The sequence below is a fragment of the Flavobacterium quisquiliarum genome (genome assembly GCF_019308285.1).
In the GTDB taxonomy this organism is placed as follows: domain Bacteria; phylum Bacteroidota; class Bacteroidia; order Flavobacteriales; family Flavobacteriaceae; genus Flavobacterium; species Flavobacterium quisquiliarum.
Genome location: NZ_WWEM01000031.1, coordinates 133,366 through 159,892, shown reverse-complemented (window position 1 = coordinate 159,892; position 26,527 = coordinate 133,366). Strand labels below are relative to the sequence as shown.

Here is a 26,527-nt window from a genome sequence, read left to right as displayed (position 1 = left end):
ATTAAGTGGAGAAAATTGTTTCTTCCTTAATCCATTTTACCTCATTATTTTCAATAAGAACAGAAATGGAATCACCGTTTTGCACTTCTCCAGAAATTATTTTTTTAGCAAGAGGTCTTCTCAAATGGCTTCTTATAATGCTTTTTATTGGCCTGGCTCCATATTTTGAATTAAACCCATTTTCGGCAAGATAAAGTTTAGCTTCTATCGGTATAGTGACCGAAATATTGATGTTTTTCAATAAATCGGTAAACTCTTTTTTAAGATGTATTTCGAAGATTTTTAAGGCATTCTCTTTATTGATAGGAGCAAAAGGAACAATTTCTGTTAAACGTCCTAGAAATTCAGGCCTAAAATAATTTCCCATGATTTCCGCTAGGGAATTTGAAGTTGGAATTTCGTTATTATTAAAAGCGTTTACAACATAATCAGCTCCAACGAAATCAACCAACTGCTGGCTTCTGTTCAGCAACAAGCCAAGGAAAAGGATTTTTCTAAAACTAATGATCCTTATTTAATGATTAAACCCAAAAATGATGGATCTGATGGAAAAAACTTTGCCATAAACTATTGGTCGACCTGTGCCGAAGAAGGAAATGATATAAAGGCAGGTACAATGTTAGAATGCAAAGACACCTTTTTTATAAGTAAAGACGTAACCCTAATGACCAACACAGTTGGCGGTGTAAATAAACAGACAAATAAAGACAGAATCCTCGCGTATAGAAATGCCTTATTAACCCGCGGCAGAATTGTAACCTTTGCCGATATCAAAGCCTTTGGATTTAACCATTTTAAAACAACGATAGAAGATATTAAAATAGAAAAGGGAACCCGAAAAGAGATTTCAGTAAAAGCTGGTTTCAGTCGCACAGTCGATGTTTACATAAAAACTAATCCAGAAGAAAGAAAACTACTTTCGGATTCCGAGTGGAATTATTTATGTGAAAGCTTTTTGAAAAACCTTAAAAGCAAATCCTCAAATGTATATCCATATCGTATGTTTATAGATTAGAAATAGAAAAACGCCGAAAAATATACTTTTCGGCGTTTTTTCTTTTAATACAGGATGTTTGTTAATCATTTACATAATAAAACGTTACTATATCAAAACTACTTGAGTTTGAAGGGGAAGATATTTTAATTTTGTATTGTCCGTCTCCATAATTTCCAATATAAGCATTGCCATCATTTTTTTGGATGCTGCTATGAACCAGAACATTTTCTAAAAAGACTTCCATTTTAATGTCTTGGTTTAAAATAAATGACGCTCTCCAGAATATATCGAAACCACCTGAACCATAAATTGATGCATTTTCTAAAGGATAAGAAATCATTTCATTCATAGAGTATATTTCAGGATATAGATATCTTACTGCATATAAATCATAATTTGAAAAAATAAAAGACAAAGGTGTAGCAGTATTCATAACAGAGTCTGGATCCTGATTAGATCCAAAGCCATTAGGTGTATAAAGTATTGTATTAAAACCGCCGGCATCTGTATGTTCTCCTCTTAAAGGACCATTAGTATGACAGAAACCAATAGTATGACCAAGTTCATGTTTTATGATATGTTTCTTTTCACTTTCAGAGAATACTCTATTATCAGCAGCGTCAAGATTAATGATAATTTGATACCCTGGTTTTCCAAGTGCAGGAAGATATGCAGATGCAGGCACACCATTTGACAAAATATCCTGATCCGCTCCAATTATAATATCATAATTATTAATATCGGACATGATGAAATTTACCCTGCTGCCGGTTATGGAATTCCAGTCATTCATTGCTGCAGCTATAGCATCTCTCCAATTATCATTTCCTGAAATTGGCAGAGAATTGTGAAAGGCAACTTTTATTGTAGTTATATTTTCCATTGATACTAAAGAATTCGCATGTGCCTGAGCTGATTTTTCTGCGGTTCCCGAAATATTGCCATCCTTTGGAAACATGATGTCACTTTCTACAAGATAGAAATCTTTCAATTCTTTAATATTCTTTATATTGAACCCCATAGCAAGTATTTTTTGCACATAAGGATCATTTTCGTTTACAGAATTATAGTTTTCTGTAGCTGTTTTACCTGATAAATTAGAATCATCTTCCTGACAGCTAATAAACATTACTGAGGTAAGACTAAGAATTGTAATCGATTTTAAAAAGTTTACTTTCATATTGTTTTTTTTTTGTGATTTATTTAATCAAATTTATACGACAAATACGACATGTGTTTTATGTAAACTTTTTATAATTGATATTAAACTGTAAGTTTTGTATTATTAAGTTATTAAAATAAGGTTGTGAATGTAAAGTTAAGATTCCTAAAAAAATCTTAAAGTGGTTTAAACAGCTGATTTAGATTAGTTGCTTTCTTCTCTTTCAGTTTTTTAACAATCTTAAGAAAAGCAATCGCTGTAATGTAAGCATCGCCCAGAGCAGTATGTCTGTCTTTTTTTGAAATATCAAATTTATCAGCTAAATCATCTAAAGTGTAATGATCTTTACGTTCAAATAAATGTGACTGAATTAAAGTCTTTTTATATAAATAAGCGGTGTCTAAAGTTTTATTGGTTAATTGAGGAAGTCCGTTTCTTTCCAAAGCTTTATTAATCATGGTAACATCAAAGATAGTATGATGTGCAATAATTATCGAATCTCCCAGAAACTCTAAAAACTGTTGTAAAGCTTCGAGTTCTGTGGGACGTTTTACCAGCAGATCTTTTAAAATACCATGAATTTGTGCTGTAGTTTTGTCATAATGTTCTTGTTCAAGATAGACTTCAAAGCTATTCTGAACATTAATAATTCCGTTTTGAAGAACTAATGCGCCAATGCATAACATTCGGTCATTATCATAATCAAATCCTGTCGTTTCGGTATCTAAAACCACAAAACGAGTTTCTTCAATCGTGATGTTTTCATCAAACAGATTGTTTTCTTCCTTTTTCCAAAAATTGAATAAACTCATTATTATACCAGATTTGAGATATTAAAGCGTACCGAGATTAATTCCTGAAGCTCTTTAATGGTTTTAAAAGTACGTTTCAGTTTAATTTTTTCCATTTTCGTCAAAGATTCCAATTCGATGAATTGTCCGGAATCATGATGTAATAATCCTTGTTTGGTTCTAAATTTCAATAAAGCTTTAAACGAATATGAGCAGGATAAATACAATTCTCTGTTATTAGGTTCCAGTTCAGCCAATTTTTCAAAACGTTCTGCCGTATTACTTATTCCTTTTACCGAATGAGATAAAATTAAAAGACGTGCGGCGTCGGTTAAAGGCATTAAAGCTCTTCGTTTAATGTCAAAGTTGTCTTTGTTAGCACCGTCTTGTTCCACCAAAAATTGTCTGAAGAAACCAGTAGGCGATGGGCTTTGCAAAGCACCGCTCACCAAATGCATATAAAAAATAGGATTCGCTTTTACGTTTTCAAAAATAGAATCAGATAATTCGTTAACGATTTCAGCATCACCATACGTTTTGCTGTAATCAAAGAAAATGAACGAAAGTAAAACTTCATTTTTACCAGGATTGGTGATCCAATGATGTACCTGAGCTTTCCAGTCGTCAAGGCTCATACACCATTTAGGACTTGATGCCATCATATCGGCAGGGCAGTAATCGTAGCCAATTTCGAAAAGACCTTTATTCACAAGTCCGGCAAATTTTAGGAAATAGATTCTGGTTTCATCCCTAAAAACTTCGTTTACATTTTCGTATACAATAGCATTATCCTGATCGGTGTGAAGCATTTGTTCACCACGTCCCTGACTTCCAAGTGCCAGCCAGGCAAATTTTACAGGAGGCGGACTGCTCATTTTTTCGATACAAATTTCGATAACACGAGTTGTACAGGCTTCATTCAATTCGGTAATGATTTTGGTAATCAAAGTCATTGGAATATTCTGATCCAGATACCCCTGAAGCAACTGCATGATTTGATTGCGAATCGGTTTTATTTCCTTGATTTTTTTAGTGCGTTTTAGGGCCTTTATCAAAACAGCAGGATTATTTCCAAGCGCCACCATAACGTCATGTTTCGATAAAATTCCGACTGCTTTGGTATTTACCGTTCCATCTTTCGTTAAACATAAATGACTGATATTACTTTTCATCATCGCCATTTGAGCCTCGGTAACCGTCATTTTTTTAGGATACGTAATAACAGGTTTTGTCATTATCGTTTCGGCAGTTGTTGTAATTGGAAAATCTCCGGTAACAATTTTGTTTCGAAGATCTTTATCGGTTAAAATACCAATTGGAAGCATTTCATCTACAATTAAAATCGCTCCGACTTTCTTTTTACTCATAATCTTAGCAATTTCCTTAACTGTTGTTGAAGGACTGCAGGTTACGATTTTTTTAGAATATTTTATCGGCGTTAAATCAAAGGAATGATTGTTAGAATGCAGATTTTCATTCAACAGATCATCACCATATAATTTGTCTTTATGAATATCTGAATACGGATTTCGCGTATTAGAAGCATAACTTTCAATCAGGAAATTGCCAACATTTCGGTTTTCAAGAGCGTAAGGTTTAAAAACGGCAATCGGAATCGCATACAAAATACTTTCTTCATGCGCTACCGCTTCCATAATATAATTTTCCTGCGCCAAAAGCGGACGAAGCCCAAAAATATCGCCTTCATCACACATATCCAGAACGGTATTTTTAGTACTTTTTTTCAGGGCAACAGCACCTTTATGTACCACATAAAACGAATCGTGGGTTTTGTCGTTTTCAGCAAAAATTACCGAATCTTTTTCTTTATATATAATTGAAATCTGTTCAGACAGTTTTTCTAAATCTTTCTGATGCAAAAAATTAAACGGCGGATATCCTTTTAAAAAGTCAGCAACTCTCTGCGAAATGGTATTTTTCATGTGGCTAGATTAAAGTCCTAAAGTACTATTTAAAATAGAAATGTAAAAGAAACACGTTTGTTTTTTGAGTGGCAAAGGGACAGAGATACAAAGTGACAAAGGTTTAATCTTACAGTTTGTCATCCCAAGGAACGAGGGATCTCCGCAAGTAACTCCATAAAGTGTTTCAATCATTAAAAATTTAAAGCTCCGTAAAATGGAGCTTTAAATTTTTATAAAATCAAGAATTAGTCAACTCTATGAACAGTGCCGCGTTGCTTTTCTTCAGAACCAACCAAGCCAAATTCAAAAGTATAAGAATCTTTAGAAGTGTTTAAAATCTTCATGCTGATGGCTTTTTCCTCTGCCATATTTTTTGGATGCATTTTCTGTAGCACATATTCGCAGTCACTTACCCAACGAATGGTTGCTGTGTCTGTTTTTCCTTCAAAAGTTTCGATTTCGATATCGTCTTTGCGTTCAAAATAAGTCGTTTTTTTAACGCCGTTTACTTCCGTTTCAAATTTGAATTTTCCGGTTTTAAAATCTTTGCAGTTGTGTTCTGTATTATAGCATGAAACTAAAGTTAGAACAGGAAATAAGAATAGTATTTTTTTCATTTTAATTAAGTTGTTTTTTAGGAGCTAATCCCGCTTTCCATTTCAATCTTTTTATTTTTAAAGAAAAAATAAAAAGGATTTCCATTGCAATCGGGGCTAGGGCATTAGGATAACAAGAAACACTTGTATTATAATTTAGACTTTTTGAATATAAAATTCTTTGAGTTTTTTGGATTCTTTCACTTCTTCTCTCATTTCCTCTTTAGATTCGCTTTTTGAAGCTTTTGGCCAGATATGAAAACCTCCTTTTGTCATCGCTTGAGCTTGTCGAAAAATGTTTGGCGAAAAATCAGCAAAAAAACTCAAGTCTTCAGGATTATCCCAAAGCCCCCAAATACCGTTTTCGTCTATGTCTCCAGCATAATTAATGATATGTGTTGGATAGGTTTTGACCATTTTAAGTTTAAAATGGTCCAAATTATAAGAACCGTTCCATTGAAATGAGTCCACATCGTCAATTCCGGAACCCGTAATAATTGAATTCGCAAAACTTAATTCAATAGACATTTTATGTTGTGAAGGTGAATTAGAGTAACAATAAAATCCTTCCCATTCGCCACTAGGCAGAAAATGATGCGTTTCGTTGTCTTTTGATTTCATGTTTGGGGATTATTTCAATCTTTTTATTTCCTCATCGGTAAAGTTCTTGATTTCTTTTTCTTTGGCAAACTTTTCAGCATTATAATTTCCGGATTTATTCTTTGGAATCGATAAACTGTTCCACTCGCTGTTTTTTAATTGTTTGGCATAAAAAACAATCTGCCCGATATGATAAGGATAATGCGCCAATTGTCGATTGATGGCTTCAATAACCGTATGACCTTCATTTCGAATATAAATAATATCCGAAAGCTGTTCGGGTTTTAAACTTTCTAAAGCATTTTCGAGGCAATCCCAGCCTTTGTTCCAGACTTCCAAAACTTCTTCTTTAGATTGTAAATAATTTTCGAATTCAGCATCGCGGTTTCGCCATTCTTTTTCACCGTCAGAAGTTAAGAAATTCGTCCATCGCGATAGCATATTGCCAGAAATGTGTTTTATAATGGTTGCAATGCTGTTGGTATCATCATTAAACGAAACAAAAAGCTGTGAAGGCTCAAGCTGATCAATCGCTTTTTCTCCAAGCATTTTATAATACAAAAATTGCTTTTTGACACTTTCTAAATAAGATTCATCCGTTTTCATGGTACAAAGATTTTAGATTATAGCTCAACTTTATTTTCAGAAATCAATATTTTCCCCCAATCATTTAGTTTCCAAAGAATTTCTACTAATTGTTTTCCTGTTTCGGTGAGAGAATATTCAACTCGTGGCGGAAGTTCATTATAAGATTGTTTTATCAATATGCCATCTTCGACCATTTCGCTTAATTGCTGGTTTAAAACCCGTCGATCGACTTTTGCAATGCCTTTTAAAAATTCGCTTGGTCTTTTTTTACCTTCATTAATCTGCCATACAATAGGAATTTTCCATTTTCCGCTAATGGTGTTTACAGCAATTTCTAATGGACAAATTTTATTTTCAGTACTTCGTGCCTTTGTTTGCATAAAATTGACTTTTATATCCCTATGGGATAAAAATATGCGGTATTGCCAGTGTTATCAGGCTTTCCGATATTTACAAAAATAATCAAAATTTGAGTCGAATAAATGATTTGGCCAATCAAATTGAAAGAGAATGAAAGAAGAAAAACGAAAAGGAGCAAGATCGATAAAAGATATTCCCGCAGTTATTTTGGAACAACTCAATAAAGGCGAAATTGAGACAGCAAATCTCGTGGAATGGCTTGCGGTAAATCAAGCTATGCTTCTGGAAAATGTCTTGAAAGAGTCTGATCGAATGGAATATCTGGAACCTATTTTAACAGATATAAGAAATTTGAAAAAGCAAACAGTAAATACTATAAATGAAGCAATAGGAACAGGATTATTAACGGAATCAATCCTTAATAAGGATACAGATATACTTTCGATAATTTCAGGACATAAATCGGATTTGGTAAGATCCTGGTCTGCTTATACAATTGGGAAGAAAGATACGCTAACAATTGAAGAGATTTTAGAACAAATTCAATTCCTGTCAGCTGACAAACATTTTGGTGTCAGAGAAATTTCATGGCTGGCAATTCGCTCCAGTATTATAAAGAATTTAGAGAAAAGCCTTGAAATATTATTAAGTTGGACTTCCAGTGAAGATGAAAATATCAGACGTTTTGCAACTGAATCAATAAGACCAAGAGGAGTTTGGTGCGAACATATTGGACAATTGAAAAAAGAACCGGAATTAGGTTTAAAGATTTTAAATGCTTTAAAATCGGATCCTTCTAAATATGTTCAGGATAGTGTAGGGAACTGGCTTAATGATGCCAGTAAAACTAGACCGGATTTTGTAAAAGATCTATGTGAAAAATGGAAAAAAGAAAGTCCTAGAAAAGAAACGCTTTATATTATTAAAAAAGCATTGCGAACAATTGAGAAATAAGTTTTTAAGCCACGAATTCACGAATTTTATCTAAAAATAATTCGTGAATTCGTGGCTTAAAGAAAAACTATACAATTTTAATATCATATTTATCCAAAAGCCCAACAATTCCCTCTGTAGAAAATTGTGCTTTTTTCATCGGGTTAAATTCGGGATCGATTTTATAATTGTAAGCCGTTTTGAAATTGACTCCGGCCAATTGTGTTTCGTTAAAAATAGCACCATCAAGATTGCAATTCTCAAAAACAGAACTCGTTAAGTTTGTTCCGATAAAAGTAACTTCTCTAACTGATGAATTGATAAACTTGGTTTTGGGCATTTTTTTATTCGAAAACAAGGCATAATCCAATGTGCAGTCTTCAAAATAAACCTGAAATAAAAAATCGTCACATTCGTTAAAAGCGATTCCCAGAAGCTTACAGTTTTTAAAAGTTACATTCTTTAAACTCGTTCCTGCTAAACTTGTCATTGAAAGATTACAGTCAATAAACTCACAGTCTAAAAAAGTATTAGAGCTAAAATTACTGTTGGAAAAATCACAGTTTTTAAACACACAATCTTCAAACTCCCGATTGTTTATTTTTTTGTCGATGTAAACGACTTTCTCAAATGTTTTCTGAATGTGAATTAGACTTTCCATTTTATTTTAGTTTAAAAGTTCTAAGTAAACCCGACAGGTTTTTAAAACCTGTCGGGTTTACTTAGAAGACTTATTTAGTCATTAAATATACCTTTCATAATGATTTTCAATCCTAAAAAAATCAAAAACATAGAAGCAAGGCAAGCCACAATTCCAATTCCTAAAACAAGATAATGCCAATTCGTATGCTGATTCATAAAAGCATTATAAATCATTGAGGGCCCCAAAAACATCAAAGGCAGAGCGCCCGTTAGATATTTAACTCCTTTTCGTAGTAATTCTTTATTTGTTGCCATTTTGAATTTTGTTTCAAGTTTTTTTAGTTTCAAGTTTATCACAATCTTGTCATTTCGAGGAACGAAAAATCACACTCGTAAATCGACAAAGATTGGAGACATCCTTTGCAGAATTTCTAGTGTGATTTTTCGTTCCTCGAAATGACAAACTTTATGGATAAAAAACTATTATTTTTTATAATTATCAACAGCATTTCTCACACTGCCGTATTTTTTTAATAATTCAGAAGCTTCTTCGTAAGAAACGGGAATTTCATCCATAATCATTTTAACGCCACGATCGACCAGTTTAATATTGCTTAATTGCATATCGACCATTTTGTTTCCTCTTACTTTTCCAAGCTGAATCATTGCTGCAGTTGAAATCATATTCAAAACTAATTTTTGAGCTGTTCCAGCTTTCATTCGGGAACTTCCTGTAATGAATTCTGGACCTACGACTACTTCAATAGGAAATTGAGCCGTTAAAGCCAACGGACTTCCAGCATTACAAGTAATACAACCCGTAATAATATTATTTTGATTACAAGCTTCTAAACCGCTGATTACATATGGAGTTGTTCCCGAAGCAGCAATTCCAATTACGACATCATTTGAGTCAATATTATGATTTTGAAGATCAATCCAGGCATTTGTTGTACTGTCTTCTGCATTTTCTACTGCACGTCTTATGGCTGTATCACCGCCAGCAATAATTCCATTTACCAAATCAAACGGTACACCAAATGTAGGTGGACATTCGGATGCGTCAACAACACCAAGTCGGCCCGAAGTTCCCGCACCTATATAGAATAATCGGCCTCCTAATTTTAATTTAGAGACGATCTGCGGAATTAAAGCTTCTATTTGTGGCAAAGCTTTTTCCACCGCATAAGGAACAGTTTTATCTTCTTGATTAATGTTTGATAACAATTCATGAACAGACATTTTTTCTAAATGTTCATATTTTGAAGATTGTTCCGTAGTTTTCGTAAATGTCATTTTATCATTATTTAGACTCGCCAAAATTAATATATTTTATCTCAATCTCGCAAAGTTCAAAGATTTATAATCTTCATTTTATTTGTTTTTTTGTTATTAAAGACGCTTTTCAAGCATCATTGTTACACCAACTAAAATATTATATTTGTTTATTATTTTAACTAAATAAATGGACAAATTAGATTTATTACAGGGAATAGCTCGAATTTCGGTTTTCGTTTCTTTATTACTTGCCTTTTTTTTACTCACTGTAAAAACCGAAAATAAGTTAGCGAATAGACTTTTTGCTTTCTTTTTTATCTCTTCGGCGATTGATCTCAGTGGTTTTTTTATGTATTTGTATACCGAAGATCACAGAAATCTAGAGATTTTCAGATCCACTTTCTGTTTGCTGGGGATGCCTTTATTTTATCTATATGTATTGGCTGTCTGTTATTCTGATTTTAGGTTAAAATGGAAACACTTACTACATGCACTTCCTTTTGTTGTTGTCAATTTAATTTTTATTCCGAGAATTTACATGCGCATTAACGATGGAAGTTTTATGGGTGTTCTAAATCAAATGTCTGAGATTTATTTTATTCAGGTTTTAATTGAATTTCAATATGCCTTTTATATTCTAAGTGTATTTTTGATTTTAAAAAAATATAAAGAAATCTATCTGGAAAATTATACCAATGCAAGTATAGCAACCTATAAATGGCTTTTTCAGATGACTTGTGTTTTTCTGGTAGCGCATTCTATTGTGGCTCTAAAAAATATAATACGCTACAGCGGTTTCAGAGACATATTTCTTTGGGCTAATATCTTGGTAGGCAGTATTGCTTTATTTGTAACCTGTTGGTTTATCATGAAGGCGTTAAATCATCCTGAACTTTTTAGAGGTGTTAATTCTAAGTTGAAATTGACGAAAGAGATCCTGCCTGATGTTGAGGAAAAATCAGAATCAGTAATTGTGCAGAATGATTTGATTAATACTCAAATTGTTTCATTGAAAAAATATATGAGCGAAAAAGAACCTTTTCTGGATCCCTCACTGACGATACAAGAATTAGGAAATCAAATTAATATACCAGTTCGTGATTTGTCTATTTTGATTAACCATCACATGAAGCAGCATTTTTTTGATTTTGTGAATGAATATCGTATTCAGAAAGCGATGTCTATTTTAAAAGATCCGTCTAAAAATGAGTTTACAGTTTTGGAAATTCTATACGAAGTAGGCTTTAACTCCAAATCTTCTTTTAATACTTCTTTCAAAAAATACACCAATCTAACTCCGACAGCTTACAGAAATGCTTCCTAATAAAGTCTTGTCTCTGTAAATACGAAGAAAGACTAAAATAGTATATTTGTTGAATAACCTATAGAAAGAATAATGAATATAGACGGCCTTTTGAATGTTATGAGCTGGATTTCAGTTTTTGTTTCGTTATTACTGGCATTCTTTTTACTCACTGTAACGACCAAAAATAAGTTGGCAAACAGGCTTTTCGCTTTGTATTTGCTGTTTTTTGCAATTGATAATATTGGGATTTTTATTAGTGATGATTTTGTGAAATCTCATTTTAATTTGGAATTTTTCAGATGGACTACTTGCGCTTTGACACTTCCAGTTTTCTATTTGTATATCGTATCAGTTTGTTTTACGGATTTTCGCTTAAAAACCAGACATTTACTTCATGCAATTCCATTTATTATTACAAATGTGGCATTTACTACAAGACTCTACCTTTTGAGTGATGTAGAAAAAGGACAGTTTTATGAACATCGCAATCAAATGCCAGAATTGTACGGTTTTCAGTTAATGTTAGGTGTTCAGATTGTAATTTATAGTATTGCGGTTTTTTTTGTTTTAAAGAAATATAGAGAACTCTATCAGGAAAATTATGCGAATCCTAAAACTTCTATTTTCAAATGGTTGTTTCAGTTGGCAGCCGTAGTTTTTGCTTTGTATTATTTATCAATGGCAAAAAATAGTCTGCGATATACAGATTTCAATTTATTATGGGTTTGGGCTAATGTTGTTATGCAGTTTTTGGCTTTAGTAGTGACCTGCTGGTTCGTCTTAAATGCGTTGAATCATCCAGAGCTTTTTAGAGGTATCAATTCAAAACTGCAGTTGACTAGAGATATTTTGCATAAGCATAACGAAAATGTTGTCGAAATAAAAGATAATAATAGCGATGCTATTGATGGGCAAATAGCATTACTAAAAAAATATATGATAGAGAAAGAGCCATTTCTCGATCCGTCACTTACCATTCAGGAACTTTCTAATCAAATTGATATTCCGGTTCGGGATTTATCCATTTTGATTAATCATCATATTGATCAGCATTTTTTTGATTTTGTGAATGAATATCGCATTCAAAAAGCCATGAGTATCTTAAAAAATCCTTTAAAAAATGATTTGACCATTTTAGAAATTTTATACGAAGTGGGTTTTAATTCAAAATCGTCTTTTAATACTTATTTTAAAAAATATACCAATTTAACACCGACAGCTTATAGAAATACTTGAAAATAAAGGTTTTGTAAAAAGTCGAACTTCAGACCTAATAAAGTCGAACCAATTTCTTTAGCAGAAAATGGTTCGACTTTTTTTTCTCGGTCGAAATCCGAAAATTTCTAAGGCAACTTTGCTTCAAATTAATCGAAACAAGTTTAAAAATTAGAAATCATGAAAAAAGTAACTCTTTTAATCTTTTTAGTATTGCCTTTATTTTGTTTGGCACAGTCATTTAAGTTAAAAGGAAAAATAGCCAGCGAAAAAACTCCTTTAGAATGGGCAGATGTCTCAATCTTAAATTCAGAAGGGAAAATTATTGATGGAACGACAACTCAAAAAGAAGGGATTTTCGAAATGAATCTTAAAAAAGGTTCGTACCTGATAGAAATAACCCTTTTAGGATTTACCGATTACAGAAAAGAAATCACTGTTGAGAAAGACATAGATTTAGGCACAATTATTATGATTGAAACGGCAACAAATTTAGGAGAAGTTGTAATTCAGTCTAGAAAAAAGACAATCGAACAAAAAATAGATCGATTGGTTTATAATCCAGAAAATAATGCAACAACTGCTGGAGGCGATGCTTTAAGCGCGATAAATACGGCGCCTGGAGTTGTAGTAAAGAATAATGCCATCAACATATTGGGAAAAGGAGTTTCGAGAGTTATGATTGATGGAAGAATGGTGGAATTAACGGGTGAAGAACTGAATAATTACCTAAAATCTATTTCGGCAAGCGATATTAAAAATATTGAAATTATAAGTAATCCATCTGCAAAATATGAAGCTGAAGGAGATGGAGGATTGATTAATGTGGTGATGAAAAAAGGAGCTCGCAATTCATGGAAAAACACCACTACGGCTTCATATGATCAAAATAAGTACGGAATTTATGCTTTAAGAAATAATTTCTTTTATAATAAAGATAAGTTTCGATTATCGGCCAGCATTAATGGAAAAGTAGGCTATAGAAATCTAGAAGAAACGCTTGATATGTATTTTGATGAAGGGCCTTCGAAAATGAAAGCTGTAACAAAATTTAATGAAGAAAACCTATCTGGAAAATTGGCTTTAGATTATGATTTTTCAGAGAAAACGACAATTGGTTTTCAGGTTTTAAAAGATAAAAACAATCCAGATTTCGATTCAAATATTCGAATTAATAACTATAATGCTCAAAATGAACTAAGTAATTATATTCTTAATGAAAGCTTTTTAGACAGGAAATCTGGTAATCAGACTTATAATTTGCATTTAATTACAAAACTCGATTCTTTAAACCGTAAACTATCTTTTGATGCTGATTATTTTAGTTATAATTCAAAATTTGACAGAGATTTTATTGCCGATAATTATGAAGCAGACGGAACTTTTGTTGATGTAAATCAGTCAGGTAGAAATCTTTCGAGTCAGAATATTGATAACGTGAGTTTTAAGGCAGATATGGAACATCCGCTTAAAGCATTGAATTTATCTTATGGAGCAAAAGTGAGTTTTACAAAAAGTAATAGTGATGTTGCTTTTTACAATACCATTACAGGAACTCCGGAATTAGATCCTAATCAAACCAATCAATTTAGATACACAGAAAATAATCAGGCCGTTTATATAAATGGAGATAAAAAAATCAATGAGAAATGGAATTTTCAATTGGGATTACGTTTAGAAAATACACAGACAAAAGGTTTTTCTGAAACGTTGAATCAAGAAACTATCAATAATTATTTCAAGTTGTTTCCGACCTTTTTTGCTTCTTATGAGAAAAATGAAAACAATAGTTTTAGTTTCAATTATGGAAAGAGAATTCGCAGACCTGGTTTCTCTATGCTGAATCCGTTTCGAGTTTATATTAGCAGTAATAGTTATTCAGAGGGAAATCCGTTCTTGAAACCATCTTTTAGTGATAATTTTGAATTAGCACATTCCTATAAAAAAATCTTGAGAACCAGTATTTTCCTAAATGCAATTACAGATGGTTATGGCGTAATATTTACCTCAAATCCAGAAACGATGACACAGATTATTTCGAGAGAGAATTATTTTAAAGGTCTTAATTACGGAATTGGAGAGACTTATTCGGTAAGTTTCGCAGATTGGTGGGAAAGTGAAAATTCGTTGTATCTTTTAGGTTCAGACATTAAATTTATAAAAGAGATCAATGCAACGCCTGTAAACGGTCTTCAGCTGGATTTTTCAACGAATAATTCCTTTTCATTAGGTAAAACAACAAAACTGCAGCTTGATTTTAATTATACATCGCCTTATAAAAGTGGCTTGTATGATACAGGTTATACGTCGAGTTTGAACATTGGATTTAAACAAGATTTGTTGAATAAAGCAATGCAGATTTCCTTTTTGATAAATGATATTTTCTATACTTCTTATTTGAAAAATGATGTTTCGATTGTAAATGGCGTAAAACAAGTTTACACTCAAAAAGAAAGCAACCGATTTGCTCGTTTAACTGTAGTTTACAATTTTGGAAATACTAAAATCAACGTGAAAGAACGCGCTTTTGGAAACCAGGATGAGAAGAAGAGAACGGGGAATTAGATAATGATTTATCCTAACAGTCCTGAAGATTCGGGACTGTTAGGTATTTTTTTATCCGTTTTTTCGCGTGAGGGATAGGAGCTAGCTACCGAAGTAGCGCGGATAGCCCGACCGAATTTGCGAAAGGCGCACATAAGCGGTTTGTTAAATAGCGCCTTTTGTAAATTTGGGCACGCCCAGATTATAAAAAGTAAGCCAATAAAATTCCGAGAACAATCATGGATACTTTGGCAATATTGAATTTGTGACCTTCGCTGCTTTCAAAGATAATTGTAGAGGATATATGGAATAAAATACCAATTACAATGGCTGTGATTTCGGTGTAATAATCGTTTAAAAAAGATAAATATTCGGAGGCAATTGTACCAAGAGGTGTCATGATGGCAAAAACCAGCATGAATGCAAAAATGGCTTTTTTGTTTAAATCGGCATTGATGAAAAATGTCGTTAAAATAACCGCAATCGGTAAATGATGAATCGCAATTCCGATGGCTAAATCATGATGATGACTTACCGGAAATCCTTCTAAAAAGGCATGAATACACAAACTAATAAAAAGAAGCCACGGAATCTGAGACATTTTTGCATGCCCGTGAACGTGTCCGTGTTCTGCTCCTTTGGAGAAAAATTCTAAAATGATCTGAAATAAGATTCCGATCATGATAAAAATCCCTATTTTATGATTGTGAGAAGCATAAACTTCCGGAAGTAAATGCATCACAGTTAAAGACAATAAAAAAGAACCACTGAAAGCCAGCAGTAATTTTAAATTGGTTTTGCTTTTGGGTTTAATAAACAAAGCCACACTATATCCTAAAAGTACAGAAAGTAAGGGTAGTAGATAATTCATTTAGTTAAGTTGCTATCTAAAAAGTAAATGGTTGTTTTTTAATGATATAAAAGCGATACTAATTTACTTAAAAATCATGATTAATCTTTCGCTTTCAGTTTTATGGAATTTTTTGAGTTTGTAATCTCCAAAAATGTCGAGAAGATAAATTCCCGCTTCGTCCATTAAATCCTGAAAATCTTTTAAAGTTAAGGCTTTTACTTTTTCTGTAAAATGATATTTTCTGCCTTTGTCTTCAAAATCAATTTGCTTAAAAATGTGACCGTCTTCGACATATCTTTTAATGTGAAAATCAATTTCGTCAACTGTTTTAGTTTCTTCGGGAACTAGATTTTCAATAACGTTTGCTACGTTCATAAAATCGATAACGGCAAAACCATATTCTGAAAGGCTTTCTTTAATTGCTTTTAAAGTGGTCAGGTTGTCATCGTCGTTTTCAAAATAACCAAAGCTGGTAAACAAATTGAAAATGGCATCGAATTTTTCTTCAAAAGGCTGGCGCATGTCGTGCACTTTAAAATGCAGGGTTTCGTTGCTGTTTTTGCTGGCTTCGGCAATGCTGTTTTCAGACAAATCGGCACCTAAAACATCAAAACCTAATTGATTTAAATAAATAGAATGACGGCCTTTTCCGCAAGCCAAATCCAATACTTTTGCTTTTTCAGGCAAGTTTAGATAATGCGTTAAATTGTCCATGAAAACCTGAGCTTCACGATAATTACGATCCTTGTAAAGAATATGGTAATAAGGCGTATCAAACCATGAAGAATACCAGTTTTGATTGTCACCTTCCTGATTCGGAATTGATTCGTTATGCGTTACAGACATTTATTCTATTTCAATTAATTTAAAGTCCGGCAAATTTAGTGTATTTTTGCCGAAAAATAACTATTTAGCGACGATACATTGTTGCATTATGTGAAGATGCTGGATTGGCATCTTTTAAATTTTAGTTTTTTTTAATTTAAAAGAAAAGATGGAAGAAAATTTTAAAATGATTGCCAAATGTTTTTTTGGCTTTGAAGAAATATTAGAAAAAGAACTGCGTACACTTGGAGCTCAGGATGTTGAAAAAGGTGTGAGAATGGTGAGTTTTAAAGGAGATAAAGGTTTTATGTATAAAACCAATTTATCTTTGCGTACGGCTCTTAAAATCTTAAAACCCATTTACTCTTTTAGAGCAAACAATGAGCAGGCCTTATACAAAGGAATTTCGGGTTTAAACTGGTCTAAATATTTAAATGCCAATCAGACTTTTGTAATTGATACCACTGTACATTCTACTTATTTCAATCATTCTGAATTTGTTTCTCAAAAATGTAAAGATGCTATTGTAGATCAGTTTAGAGAAAGAACAGGTCAACGCCCAAGCATTGATAAACAATATCCGGATTTACGAATTAATATTCATATCGATAAAGATCAGGTTTCTGTAGCTTTAGATACTTCTGGAGCTTCACTTCATCAGCGTGGTTACAGAACGGCAACCAATATTGCTCCAATTAATGAAGTTTTGGCAGCAGGAATTCTTTTGTTGTCAGGATGGGACGGACAAAGTCATTTTCTAGATCCAATGTGCGGTTCCGGAACTTTCTTGGCAGAAGCTGCGATGATTGCGTGTAATATTCCGGCAAACATCAACAGAAAAGAATTTGCTTTTGAAAAATGGAAAGACTGGGACAATGATTTGTTTGATAAAATCATTGACAGTTTAATGAAAAAAACAAGAGAGTTTCATTATACTATAAAAGGTTTTGATAAAGCACCAAGTGCAGTAAGCAAAGCAAAAGATAATATTAGAAATGCCAATTTGGAAGATTATGTGACTATTCGTGAAGATAATTTTTTTGATAGCGAAAAAGAAACGGAAGGAAAACTTCATATTGTTTTCAATCCGCCGTATGATGAGCGTTTAGATATTCATATGGAACGTTTTTACGCAAGTATTGGCGATACCTTAAAGAAAAATTATCCTGGTACAAATGCCTGGTTTATTACGGCAAACCTTGAAGCCTTGAAATTTGTGGGATTAAAACCTTCAAGAAAAATCAAACTTTTTAACGCAAGTTTAGAAGCACGTTTGGTTAAATATGAAATGTACGAAGGAAGCAAGAGAACGAAATTTCAAGTCTAAGTTTCTAAGATACGAAGTCTCTAAGATTCTAAGATGCTAAGAATTTTAGTAGAAAGCTGAGAAATCTTAGTATCTCTAAAAAAAAATAACAATTAAGCTTCTAAGAATATAAGTTGCAAGGAGAAAAACTTAGCATCTTAGTATCTCAGAATCTTAGCAACTCTAAAAAAAATGTCAAAACTACAAGTAAGAGCTTTTTTATATCAATTAGGATGTTTTGCAGTCCTATTTTTAGCGTTCCGATTTTTAATCGCCGCTTATACTGGTTTAACTGGAATCTGGATTCCGTTGACTGCTTTTGTAATTGGAACTATAATTGGGCCGAAATTTCAAGCAGCAAGAACTAAAGACGGAGAGAAACTGTTTATGAAATGGATTTTTATAAAAGGAATCAAAGAAATAGGATAATTAAAACCTAATATAATTTATGAGGAAAATTGGACTTATCGGCGGGATCAGCTGGGTTTCGACATCAGATTATTACACTTTAATTAATAAAGGAATAAATGAAAAACTCGGCGGATTGAATTTCTCCGAATGTTTGATTTACTCGTTTAATTATGCCGATATCAAAAAGAATAACGACGCCAATGATTGGGATTCGACTTTTAATATGCTTTTCAAAGGCTGTGAATTTCTAAAATCGGGTGGGGCAGAAGCGATTGTTTTATGTGCAAATACGATGCATTTAATAGCCGATAAACTTCAGAAAGCGATTGATCTTCCGGTTATTCATATTGCTGAAGAAACAGCCAAAGCTATTCAGAAAAAAGAAGTCAAAAAAGTTGGTTTGTTGGGAACAAAATTCACCATGGAATTAGATTTCTTTAAAAATAAATTGACTCAAAAAGGAATTGAAGCCCTAATTCCAGAATCTGAAGAAGATAAAGATTTTGTTCATTGGACTATTTTTGAAGAATTAGGTAGAGGAATTGTAACCGAAGAAACAAAGAAGCGTTATCTTAAAATTGCCAATAAATTGATTCAAAATGGCGCAGAAGGAATCATTCTAGGTTGTACAGAGATTCCGTTAGTAATAAAAGAAGGAGATTTAGCAGTCCCGATTTTTGATACTACTTTGATACATACAAAAGCAGCAATTGATTTTCAATTATCATAATTCTAAGTTGCTAAGATTCTAAGATACTAAGTTTCTAAGTTTACAGTTTTTAGAAGTAATGATGCCTTAACAATAAAAAAAAAGCGAAAAATTCAAGTTGAATTTTTCGCTTTTTTTTTTATCTTAGAACCTTAGTATCTTAGAATCTCAGTATCTAAAAAAAACTATTTCTTTTTAGGAGCAGCTTTCTTTTCAGGAGCCATTATTTTTTTCTTGTAAATCGGAATGAAATAAGAAACGGTGTAATTGAATCCTACTCCAAAACTTCCATCATAAGTTCTGTTGAATCCAGGTATATAAAGATTATCAAATCCACTTGGTTTTTTGTTTGTAGCCAAAAGTTTTAACTGTACGCCAAAACCAACAAATACATTATCGAAAACCTCAGCTTTTAATCCCATAACTACTTCCAGCCAGCTTGCGGTAAGTCCGTTATATTTTTGATTTACGACTACAGAAGGCTGTTCACCCCAATATGGATTAGGATTGTAAATTTTATAACTGTTTAAATCTTGGCTGAAGGCACTAAAACCGCCACGCATTCCAATCGTGATAAGGTTTTCCATGTCAAGCCAGTTTTCATAAAAATTATAATCGAATCCAGCTTTTAGATAACTTCCAGCAGCAGAAGTATTTAATCGGTCATCATCTGTTGTTTTGTTCTCATAACCTAATTCTGCGGCTAAATAATATTTTTTAGTTAGTCTCCAGTCTCCAACAAATTCTACACCTTTATAATCTTTGTCATAAAGACCTCGGGTTAGCTTATATAAGTCAACTCCAACACGAAGTCCATAGCGGTCAGTTTTAATGACGCTGTCTTTTTTGATTTCCTGAATCTCTGGTTTTGTACCTTCAGTTTTTGGTTTAATAGCAGGTTTTTCTTGAGCCTGTACCCCAAACATTGAGAGCAAAAAGCAAAAACTAATAAACGATGTTAATGTGTGTTTCATCTTCAGATACAATGTTTCGATTTAATACAGTAATATTTTGGATCCAGTTAAGGCCATCAGAGTCAGTGCGAACTACCGCGCCTGTAGGATCTAAAGTGAAGTTTGTTTTGAAACCACACGCTCTCGAAACATAAATATTGTTACGAGTATATTTAAATGTTAAAATGTCAGTGTTTCTATTTGTGCCATTAGCGTTAAAGGTAAACTCATACACCGTGGTATCAGAATCTGTTCTTAACGGAACTGAAACAGTACTAGCGCTGGTTAGATATTCGGTTCCGTCTGTTCCGTTTTCATTAAAAATGATTGGGTTTTCCTCGTCTTGACCTTTTACTGTCATATTAATAACAGGAGCAGGGGTGGTAGGATCTATGTCTTTATAAAATGTAATAACCACTCTAGGTGTCGTTGGTGTATTGGCATCGCATATATCATCTTTCTCGCAGCTGGATAAGCCAAAAGTAAAGAGCAGTAAAATTGAAACGAGTTTTTTCATCTATGTTTTTTATCGAAGTTCTAAAAGTACAACATTTTCAACGTGATGTGTCTGCGGAAACATATCTACAGGTCGCACGCGAGTAACTTTGTATTTTTCATCCATTAAAGCCAAATCACGAGCCTGAGTTGCAGAATTACAGCTTACATAAACAACTCTTTTTGGAGCAATTTTTAAAATTTGTTCAACTACATCTTTATGCATTCCGTCGCGGGGAGGATCTGTAATAATGACATCAGGTTTACCGTGCTGCGCAATAAAAGCTTCGTTGAAAACGACTTTCATGTCTCCAACAAAAAACTCACAATTGGTAATATTATTGCGTTCAGCATTCGCTTTTGCATCAATAATTGCTTCGGGAACACTTTCAACACCAATTACTTTTTTTGCTTTTTTAGAAACGAACTGCGCAATTGTACCAGTACCGGTATATAAATCATATACTGTTTCATTTCCTGTAAGGTCAGCAAAATCTCTTGTGATTTTGTATAATTCGTATGCCTGATCTGAGTTGGTTTGGTAAAAAGATTTAGCATTAATACTAAATTTCAAGCCTTCCATTTCTTCCAAAATGTAATCTCTTCCTTTATAAAGAATAACATTCTGATCGTAAATGGTATCATTTGGTTTTCCGTTTACAACATACTGCAATGAAGTAATCTGTGGAAATTTTTCGTATAAATGATCTAAGATTAATTCTCGGTTTTCTTTGTCTTCTTCAAAAAACTGAATTAAAATCATAATTTCTCCTGTAGAAACAGTACGAATCATTACAGTTCTCAATAATCCAGAATGTTCTCTCGGATTGAAAAAAGCTAAATTATGCTCGTTTGCAAAAGCTCGTATTTCATTACGAATGGCATTTGAGGGATCTTCCTGTAAATGACATTTATTAATGTCCAGAATTTTATCCCACATTTTTGGAATATGAAACCCTAAAGCATTTCTATTTCCTAAATCTTCAGTGCTTCCAATTTCTTTTTCTGTTAACCAGCGGCTGTTTGAAAAAGAAAATTCCATTTTATTTCTGTAGAAAAACTGTTTCTCAGAACCCAAAATAGCTTCGAATTCCGGAAGTTCAATTTTTCCGATTCTTTGTAAGTGATTTTTAACTTCGTTTTGTTTGAATGCAAGCTGCTGGCTGTATTTCATATTCTGCCATTTACAACCGCCGCAAACTCCAAAATGCTCACAAATTGGCTCTACTCTGTACTCTGATAATTCGTGAAATTTTACGGCTTTTCCTTCGTAGTAAGCCTTTCTTTTTTTCATTGTTTGTACGTCAACCACATCTCCAGGCACTACATTCGGAATAAAGATTACTTTTCCGTCAGGTGCTTTGGCTACCGAAACTCCTTTTGCACCAGCATCAAGAACTTGAATCTGATGAAAGACAACTTTGTCTGTATTTTTTCTTCCCATAGCGCAAAAATAAGCCTTTGAAAACTTTTACAAATTTAATTTTAAAAATTTTTTAGAAATTCATCAAAAAATTAGTTTAATAGAGTATAAAAGCTAATTTTGTTTTGTAAGAAACCCCACTAAAAACAAAAGTTTAACCTACTGTTATTGTCGCCTTTTTATGAAGTTGTACCACAAACTCTCACAAATCAGTTTCCTTAAAAAAAGTTATGCTTTCAAGTTCCTTTTTGTTGCTTTTATAGGTATTCATATTCCTCTCATAGGGATTTTGTTTTTTGTATTATATTTTAAGCACAGTATATCGCCTACTTCGATTTTAGTGTTTTCGCTAATTATGACATTGCTAGCCACAGGAGTAACGCTTTTGGTTTTAAATAAATTAATAACTCCAATAAAAAAAGCTTCAAAAGCATTGGACGAATACCGCAGTTCAAGAAAATTATCTGTTCTGCCAACAGAATACACAGATGAAGCGGGATTATTATTGTGTAATATTCAAGAATCTATATATGAAGCAGAAAGTTTTATTAATGAAAAACAAGATTTGGTTTATATGCTTTCGCATGATTTGAAAAACTTTGCAGGAAACCCTCAAGGATTAGCAAAATTGATTATAAGCGAAAATCCTTCCGAATCTGTTGTTAATCTAGCCGAATTAATCTGCGAATCGACTGATCTTCAATTCAGATACATTGAAAACTTTATTAAACTGCTTAAAGAACAGGATGAAGTTGTAAAAATCAATCCAGAAATAAAAACGATTCTGTTTCCTAATATTCTTCCGTTTATCAATGAACAAGTCGAACAGCGTTTATTTGATAAAAACATAAAGTTGAATTTGGTTTTAGAATGTGTTGAAGCCAAACTTAAGATCGACGAAGGTCTTTTAATTCAAGTTTTGGTTAATTTAATCAGCAATGCGGTTAAATTCTCTTATTTTGACAGTGAAATTAAAGTCAGAATTTATTCTGAAGATTCGAAATTGATATTGACAGTAAAAGACAACGGAATTGGTTTTGATAAACATCAAATTGAAGAACTATTTAAGAAATTCACAAAAATGAGCCGACTTGGTACAGCGAATGAAGGTTCAACAGGAATTGGTCTGTATTTGTGCAAGAAAATCATAGAACGTAACAAAGGCCGATTGAGTGCCACAAGCGACGGTAAAAATAGAGGTGCCGAATTCAGAATTGAATTCGATATTTAAGAAAAAAGGTTACTAAGAATTTAGATCTCAGTAACCTTTTTTTTATTGATGCGTAACAAAACTGTATATTAAAGATGGTTTTCCATCTATACATTCAATGCTGGTTGGTGCAGGTCTTACAGGGCAGACGGATGTATAATAAACTCCCCATTTTGCGTCAAACTTACCTTGAGCTTCACGATATTGGTCAATTTTTTTTCGAAAAATGTCTGCATCAACTGCTTTGTTATAGATAATATATCCTGAGCAGTTTGATGGAGAGTATTTCATAAACGTCCATTCTTCTGGATTTGTGCAGGATTTTGAATTAATTTGAGAATAATCAATAATTTCCTGATACATTTTGTCAAGTCTGGCTTGCTCTTCTTCACGTGTACTTTCGTCTTTACTGCAAGAGATCGTCGTAATGCAAATCGCAAGCAGAAAAAAGGATAATTTTTTCATAATTATGGTTTATTGGTTAGTATTTTATAACTAGATGCAATAAACCATAAATGGTTGCGTGTTTATGAAAGAAAAAACTTAAAAATACTACCAGAGCTGATGAACAGTAGGTTTTATAAGATCATTATAAATTTTATTCATTTCCGAAATCTGTTCCGTAGTCAATTTAGGAACATCATAAACCGATAAATTCGATAAAACATGATTTACTTTTGAAGCACCTGGAATAATACAGCTTACTTCATTAAAACTTAAAATCCACTGTAATGCAATTGGAGCAAGATTTTCGGATTCTGGAAATATCGTTTTTAAGGCTTCAACAGCTTTAAGACCTAAGTTGTAATCAATTCCAGAGAACGTTTCGCCTTTATCAAAAGCTTCTCCATTGCGGTTAAAATTACGATGATCTTGAGGTTCAAAAGTAGTTTTTTCGCTGAATGTTCCTGTTAGAAGTCCGCTGGCTAATGGAACTCTGGCAATAATTCCAATATCTTTCTTTTTAGCTTCAGAGAAGAACAATTCAGAAGGACGCTGGCGAAAAAGATTGAAGATGATTTGAACCGTTGTTACATTTGAATATTCGATTGCTTTTAAAGCTTCTTCAACTTTTTCAACGCTTACACCAAGATTAAGTATTTTTCCCTGTTCTTTTAATCGGTCAAAAAGTTCAAAGATTTCCGGACGATAATATACTTCTGTCGGCGGACAGTGCAGCTGAATTAAATCTAATGTTTCTAAGCCAGTTCTTTTTAAACTGTCCTCAACAAATTTTTGAAGCACTTTTGGAGTATAACCTTCATTTACATGCGGATTGATCTGACGTCCGCATTTTGTAGCTACAAAAATGCGTTCAGAGCGAGAGCGTACCACACGGCCAACAGCAGTTTCGCTTAACCCATTTTCGTAAACATCAGCAGTATCAATAAAGTTTACACCATTGTCTATGGCTGTATTCAAAAGTTCGTCAGCTGTTTTATTATCAAAACCTGATCCCCATTTTCCTCCGACCTGCCAAGTGCCAAGTGAGATTTCAGAGATATTAAAATTTGTTTTTCCTAGTTTTCTGTAGTTCATTTTTTTTAAGATTCTAAGGTTCTAAGTTGCTAAGATGCTAAGTTTTCTCTCTTAAGCTACTAAGACTCTAAGTGACTAAGTTTTTTTACTTAGAAGCTTAGAGTCTTAGTAACTTAGCCTCTTTGTTAATCAAATAAATCCGAAGACAAGTAACGATCGCCTCTATCACAGATAACGGCAACCACAACTCCAGATTCTAATTTTTCGGCAATTTTTAGTGCTACTGCTACAGAACCACCACTGCTCATCCCAGCAAATACGCCTTCTTCAAGAGCTAATCTTTTAGTCATCGCGCGTGCTTCTTCTTCGCTTACATCGACAACCGTATCTACTTTAGAAGCATCAAAAATTTTCGGAAGATATTCTTGTGGCCATTTACGGATTCCAGGAATTTGAGAACCATCGCTTGGCTGTGCGCCAATGATTTGAACATTTGGATTTTTTTCCTTTAAATAAGTCGAAGTTCCTATGATGGTTCCTGTTGTTCCCATTGCAGATACGAAGTGAGTTACAGTTCCTTCAGTATCGTTCCATATTTCTGGCCCTGTTGTTTTATAATGTGCTTTCCAGTTGTCATCATTGGCAAACTGATTTAGCATTAAATAACCGCCTTGAGCTACTTTTTTATCTGCATAGTCACGTGAACCGATAATTCCTTCGCTTGCAGGCGTTAAAATTACGGTTGCACCATAAGCACGCATAGTTTGTGTACGTTCTTTTGTTGAATCTTCTGGCAAAACCAGTTCGATTTCAATGCCAAATAATTGGGCAATCATGGCAAGTGCAATTCCAGTATTACCGCTGGTTGCTTCAATTAATTTATCTCCTTTTTTGATTTCGCCTCTTTCTAAAGCGGCAGCAATCATATTGTATGCAGCTCTGTCTTTTACGCTTCCCCCAGGATTGTTTCCTTCGAGTTTAAGTAAAAGTTTTACATTTTTATTTTGAACCAAATTGACAGTTTCCATCAAAGGAGTATTTCCAATTAGGTTTAACAATTTCTGTGGACCCATTTTATTTTTTTTCTTTTATTTTAACTTCTGTGGTAGTGGTGTTTAAGACGATTGAATCTTCAGGAATAGATTTAGTAACCCATGCATTTCCACCCACAATACTATTTTTTCCAATTACAGTTTCTCCTCCTAAAATTGTGGCATTAGCATAAATACAGACATTAGCCTCAACTGTCGGGTGTCTTTTTGCATTTTTCATTTCTTTGCTTACGCTTAATGCACCCAGTGTGACACCTTGATAGATTTTTACATTTTTTTTAATTACAGTAGTTTCACCAATAACAATTCCTGTAGCGTGATCTATAAAAAATGGTGAGGCAATATTGGCACCAGCATGAATATCTGTTCCCGTGATTCTATGTGCATATTCACTCATTAAACGGGAGAAAAGAAGTAAATCCAGTTGATATAATTCGTGGCTTAATCTGTAAATGGCGATGGCATAAAAACCAGGATATGCTAAATAAACTTCATCTATGCTATTTGATGCGGGATCATTTTCTAAAATATACTCTGCATCCTGATTTAACTTTTCTAAAACTCCGGGAAGTTTTTCAAGAAAACGATCCCAAATCGATTCGCATAGATTTTCGGGTTTTTTACAGGCCAAAACTGCAATTTCTTTAAAACGAAATTCCAGCTCATCAATACTGTCATCTAAGGCAGCGTTAGAATCAAAAAGAGTGTAAAAAAGCTTTTCTGTAAAGTCTTCTGTCTTGGTTTTGATGCCGTAATTGATATGTGAATGACTTTTTAAAGCCCTTATGTTTTGTATGATAGTGTCTTTTGTCACAGTGGTAAAAATGAATGAATAATTTTGGAACGTTAAAAGTAAGGCGTTTTTTGGAAATAA

Annotated in this window: 29 protein-coding genes; 9 read left to right on the top strand and 20 right to left on the bottom strand. The window is 33.2% G+C overall.

The genetic code is table 11. The features are described from left to right. Position 1: 1 nt before the first annotated feature. Positions 2 to 475: a hypothetical protein gene (locus GSY47_RS13045; protein ID WP_246611330.1), complete on the bottom strand. Its 474-nt coding sequence runs from the start codon at positions 473 to 475 to the stop codon at positions 2 to 4. A gap of 42 nt (positions 476 to 517) precedes the next feature. Between GSY47_RS13045 and GSY47_RS13040 the strand changes: the two genes are divergently transcribed. Next, positions 518 to 1,015: a hypothetical protein gene (locus GSY47_RS13040; protein ID WP_246611329.1), complete on the top strand. Its 498-nt coding sequence runs from the start codon at positions 518 to 520 to the stop codon at positions 1,013 to 1,015. A gap of 61 nt (positions 1,016 to 1,076) precedes the next feature. Here GSY47_RS13040 and GSY47_RS13035 read toward each other — a convergent pair whose 3' ends face one another. From GSY47_RS13035 to GSY47_RS13005, 7 genes are all read right to left on the bottom strand, one after another. Continuing rightward, positions 1,077 to 2,177, bottom strand: a complete 1,101-nt coding sequence (locus GSY47_RS13035; protein WP_179007648.1) for a M57 family metalloprotease — start codon at positions 2,175 to 2,177, stop codon at positions 1,077 to 1,079. Between the two features lie 158 nt (positions 2,178 to 2,335). Beyond that, a complete protein-coding gene (locus GSY47_RS13030; protein ID WP_179007650.1) occupies positions 2,336 to 2,971 on the bottom strand; it encodes a 3'-5' exonuclease in 636 nt (211 codons plus the stop codon). Positions 2,972 to 2,973: 2 nt separating this feature from the next. Then, positions 2,974 to 4,893, bottom strand: coding sequence for a DUF294 nucleotidyltransferase-like domain-containing protein (locus tag GSY47_RS13025; RefSeq protein WP_179007661.1), 1,920 nt, complete (start codon positions 4,891 to 4,893; stop codon positions 2,974 to 2,976). 227 nt (positions 4,894 to 5,120) lie between these two features. Then, positions 5,121 to 5,492 carry a DNA topoisomerase IV gene (locus GSY47_RS13020; RefSeq protein WP_179007663.1) on the bottom strand — a complete coding sequence of 124 codons (372 nt, stop codon included), beginning with the start codon at positions 5,490 to 5,492 and terminating at the stop codon, positions 5,121 to 5,123. Positions 5,493 to 5,627: 135 nt separating this feature from the next. Then, positions 5,628 to 6,092: a hypothetical protein gene (locus tag GSY47_RS13015; RefSeq protein ID WP_179007665.1), complete on the bottom strand. Its 465-nt coding sequence runs from the start codon at positions 6,090 to 6,092 to the stop codon at positions 5,628 to 5,630. A 9-nt stretch (positions 6,093 to 6,101) separates the two neighbouring features. Beyond that, entirely contained in the window at positions 6,102 to 6,677 is a 576-nt protein-coding gene (locus tag GSY47_RS13010; protein ID WP_179007667.1) for a DUF1572 family protein, read from the bottom strand. Between the two features lie 17 nt (positions 6,678 to 6,694). Continuing rightward, the gene (locus tag GSY47_RS13005) at positions 6,695 to 7,039 is read right to left on the bottom strand and encodes a winged helix-turn-helix transcriptional regulator (RefSeq protein WP_179007669.1); all 345 of its coding nucleotides are present in this window, start codon (positions 7,037 to 7,039) and stop codon (positions 6,695 to 6,697) included. A gap of 130 nt (positions 7,040 to 7,169) precedes the next feature. On the opposite strand from GSY47_RS13005, the gene GSY47_RS13000 reads away from it, so the two are divergent. Next, positions 7,170 to 7,973 carry a DNA alkylation repair protein gene (locus tag GSY47_RS13000; RefSeq protein ID WP_179007671.1) on the top strand — a complete coding sequence of 268 codons (804 nt, stop codon included), beginning with the start codon at positions 7,170 to 7,172 and terminating at the stop codon, positions 7,971 to 7,973. Positions 7,974 to 8,040: 67 nt separating this feature from the next. On the opposite strand, the gene GSY47_RS12995 is transcribed toward GSY47_RS13000, so the two are convergent. From GSY47_RS12995 to murQ, 3 genes are all read right to left on the bottom strand, one after another. Further along, positions 8,041 to 8,613 (bottom strand): pentapeptide repeat-containing protein, encoded by a 573-nt coding sequence (locus tag GSY47_RS12995; RefSeq protein WP_179007673.1) that lies wholly within the window; start codon positions 8,611 to 8,613, stop codon positions 8,041 to 8,043. A 74-nt stretch (positions 8,614 to 8,687) separates the two neighbouring features. Continuing rightward, entirely contained in the window at positions 8,688 to 8,909 is a 222-nt protein-coding gene (locus tag GSY47_RS12990) for a DUF6095 family protein (RefSeq protein WP_109192685.1), read from the bottom strand. A gap of 168 nt (positions 8,910 to 9,077) precedes the next feature. Continuing rightward, on the bottom strand, positions 9,078 to 9,890 hold the full coding sequence (gene murQ, locus GSY47_RS12985) for an N-acetylmuramic acid 6-phosphate etherase (RefSeq protein WP_179007675.1): 813 nt from the start codon (positions 9,888 to 9,890) through the stop codon (positions 9,078 to 9,080). 169 nt (positions 9,891 to 10,059) lie between these two features. Here murQ and GSY47_RS12980 point away from each other — a divergent pair, with 169 nt between their 5' ends. From GSY47_RS12980 to GSY47_RS12970, 3 genes are all read left to right on the top strand, one after another. Next, entirely contained in the window at positions 10,060 to 11,196 is a 1,137-nt protein-coding gene (locus GSY47_RS12980; protein WP_179007677.1) for a helix-turn-helix domain-containing protein, read from the top strand. A gap of 72 nt (positions 11,197 to 11,268) precedes the next feature. Beyond that, on the top strand, positions 11,269 to 12,414 hold the full coding sequence (locus GSY47_RS12975) for a helix-turn-helix domain-containing protein (protein WP_179007679.1): 1,146 nt from the start codon (positions 11,269 to 11,271) through the stop codon (positions 12,412 to 12,414). Between the two features lie 159 nt (positions 12,415 to 12,573). After that, positions 12,574 to 14,958, top strand: coding sequence for a TonB-dependent receptor domain-containing protein (locus tag GSY47_RS12970; RefSeq protein ID WP_219071405.1), 2,385 nt, complete (start codon positions 12,574 to 12,576; stop codon positions 14,956 to 14,958). Between the two features lie 181 nt (positions 14,959 to 15,139). Here the strand turns inward: GSY47_RS12970 and GSY47_RS12965 are convergent, their stop codons facing one another. Both GSY47_RS12965 and GSY47_RS12960 read right to left on the bottom strand, forming a co-directional pair. Further along, the gene (locus tag GSY47_RS12965; protein WP_179007683.1) at positions 15,140 to 15,808 is read right to left on the bottom strand and encodes a ZIP family metal transporter; all 669 of its coding nucleotides are present in this window, start codon (positions 15,806 to 15,808) and stop codon (positions 15,140 to 15,142) included. A 63-nt stretch (positions 15,809 to 15,871) separates the two neighbouring features. Further along, positions 15,872 to 16,636, bottom strand: coding sequence for a class I SAM-dependent methyltransferase (locus GSY47_RS12960; RefSeq protein ID WP_179007685.1), 765 nt, complete (start codon positions 16,634 to 16,636; stop codon positions 15,872 to 15,874). Positions 16,637 to 16,784: 148 nt separating this feature from the next. Between GSY47_RS12960 and GSY47_RS12955 the strand changes: the two genes are divergently transcribed. From GSY47_RS12955 to GSY47_RS12945, 3 genes are all read left to right on the top strand, one after another. Further along, positions 16,785 to 17,942: a THUMP domain-containing class I SAM-dependent RNA methyltransferase gene (locus GSY47_RS12955; RefSeq protein ID WP_179007687.1), complete on the top strand. Its 1,158-nt coding sequence runs from the start codon at positions 16,785 to 16,787 to the stop codon at positions 17,940 to 17,942. Positions 17,943 to 18,113: 171 nt separating this feature from the next. Beyond that, on the top strand, positions 18,114 to 18,350 hold the full coding sequence (locus GSY47_RS12950; protein ID WP_091491243.1) for a hypothetical protein: 237 nt from the start codon (positions 18,114 to 18,116) through the stop codon (positions 18,348 to 18,350). Between the two features lie 19 nt (positions 18,351 to 18,369). Further along, positions 18,370 to 19,062, top strand: a complete 693-nt coding sequence (locus GSY47_RS12945) for an aspartate/glutamate racemase family protein (RefSeq protein ID WP_179007689.1) — start codon at positions 18,370 to 18,372, stop codon at positions 19,060 to 19,062. A 164-nt stretch (positions 19,063 to 19,226) separates the two neighbouring features. Here the strand turns inward: GSY47_RS12945 and GSY47_RS12940 are convergent, their stop codons facing one another. The 3 genes from GSY47_RS12940 to rlmD are packed head-to-tail and all read right to left on the bottom strand — an operon-like array spanning position 19,227 to position 21,933. Continuing rightward, positions 19,227 to 20,015 (bottom strand): DUF6048 family protein, encoded by a 789-nt coding sequence (locus GSY47_RS12940; protein ID WP_179007691.1) that lies wholly within the window; start codon positions 20,013 to 20,015, stop codon positions 19,227 to 19,229. Next, entirely contained in the window at positions 19,987 to 20,511 is a 525-nt protein-coding gene (locus GSY47_RS12935) for a DUF6452 family protein (protein WP_179007693.1), read from the bottom strand. The genes GSY47_RS12940 and GSY47_RS12935 overlap by 29 nt, the downstream gene beginning before the upstream one ends. Before the next feature lie 9 nt (positions 20,512 to 20,520). Beyond that, positions 20,521 to 21,933, bottom strand: coding sequence for a 23S rRNA (uracil(1939)-C(5))-methyltransferase RlmD (gene rlmD / locus GSY47_RS12930; protein ID WP_179007695.1), 1,413 nt, complete (start codon positions 21,931 to 21,933; stop codon positions 20,521 to 20,523). 334 nt (positions 21,934 to 22,267) lie between these two features. Here rlmD and GSY47_RS12925 point away from each other — a divergent pair, with 334 nt between their 5' ends. Beyond that, positions 22,268 to 23,143, top strand: coding sequence for a sensor histidine kinase (locus GSY47_RS12925; RefSeq protein WP_246611328.1), 876 nt, complete (start codon positions 22,268 to 22,270; stop codon positions 23,141 to 23,143). Between the two features lie 42 nt (positions 23,144 to 23,185). Here GSY47_RS12925 and GSY47_RS12920 read toward each other — a convergent pair whose 3' ends face one another. The 4 genes from GSY47_RS12920 to epsC all read right to left on the bottom strand — a co-directional run bounded on the left by GSY47_RS12920 (position 23,186) and on the right by epsC (position 26,467). Further along, complete coding sequence (locus GSY47_RS12920; RefSeq protein ID WP_179007699.1) at positions 23,186 to 23,587, bottom strand: hypothetical protein; 402 nt, start codon at positions 23,585 to 23,587, stop codon at positions 23,186 to 23,188. An 87-nt stretch (positions 23,588 to 23,674) separates the two neighbouring features. Next, positions 23,675 to 24,661 (bottom strand): aldo/keto reductase, encoded by a 987-nt coding sequence (locus GSY47_RS12915; RefSeq protein ID WP_179007701.1) that lies wholly within the window; start codon positions 24,659 to 24,661, stop codon positions 23,675 to 23,677. 125 nt (positions 24,662 to 24,786) lie between these two features. Then, positions 24,787 to 25,674, bottom strand: coding sequence for a cysteine synthase CysM (cysM, locus tag GSY47_RS12910; RefSeq protein ID WP_179007703.1), 888 nt, complete (start codon positions 25,672 to 25,674; stop codon positions 24,787 to 24,789). Between the two features lies 1 nt (position 25,675). Then, the gene (epsC, locus tag GSY47_RS12905) at positions 25,676 to 26,467 is read right to left on the bottom strand and encodes a serine O-acetyltransferase EpsC (RefSeq protein ID WP_179007705.1); all 792 of its coding nucleotides are present in this window, start codon (positions 26,465 to 26,467) and stop codon (positions 25,676 to 25,678) included. Positions 26,468 to 26,527 lie beyond the last annotated feature (60 nt).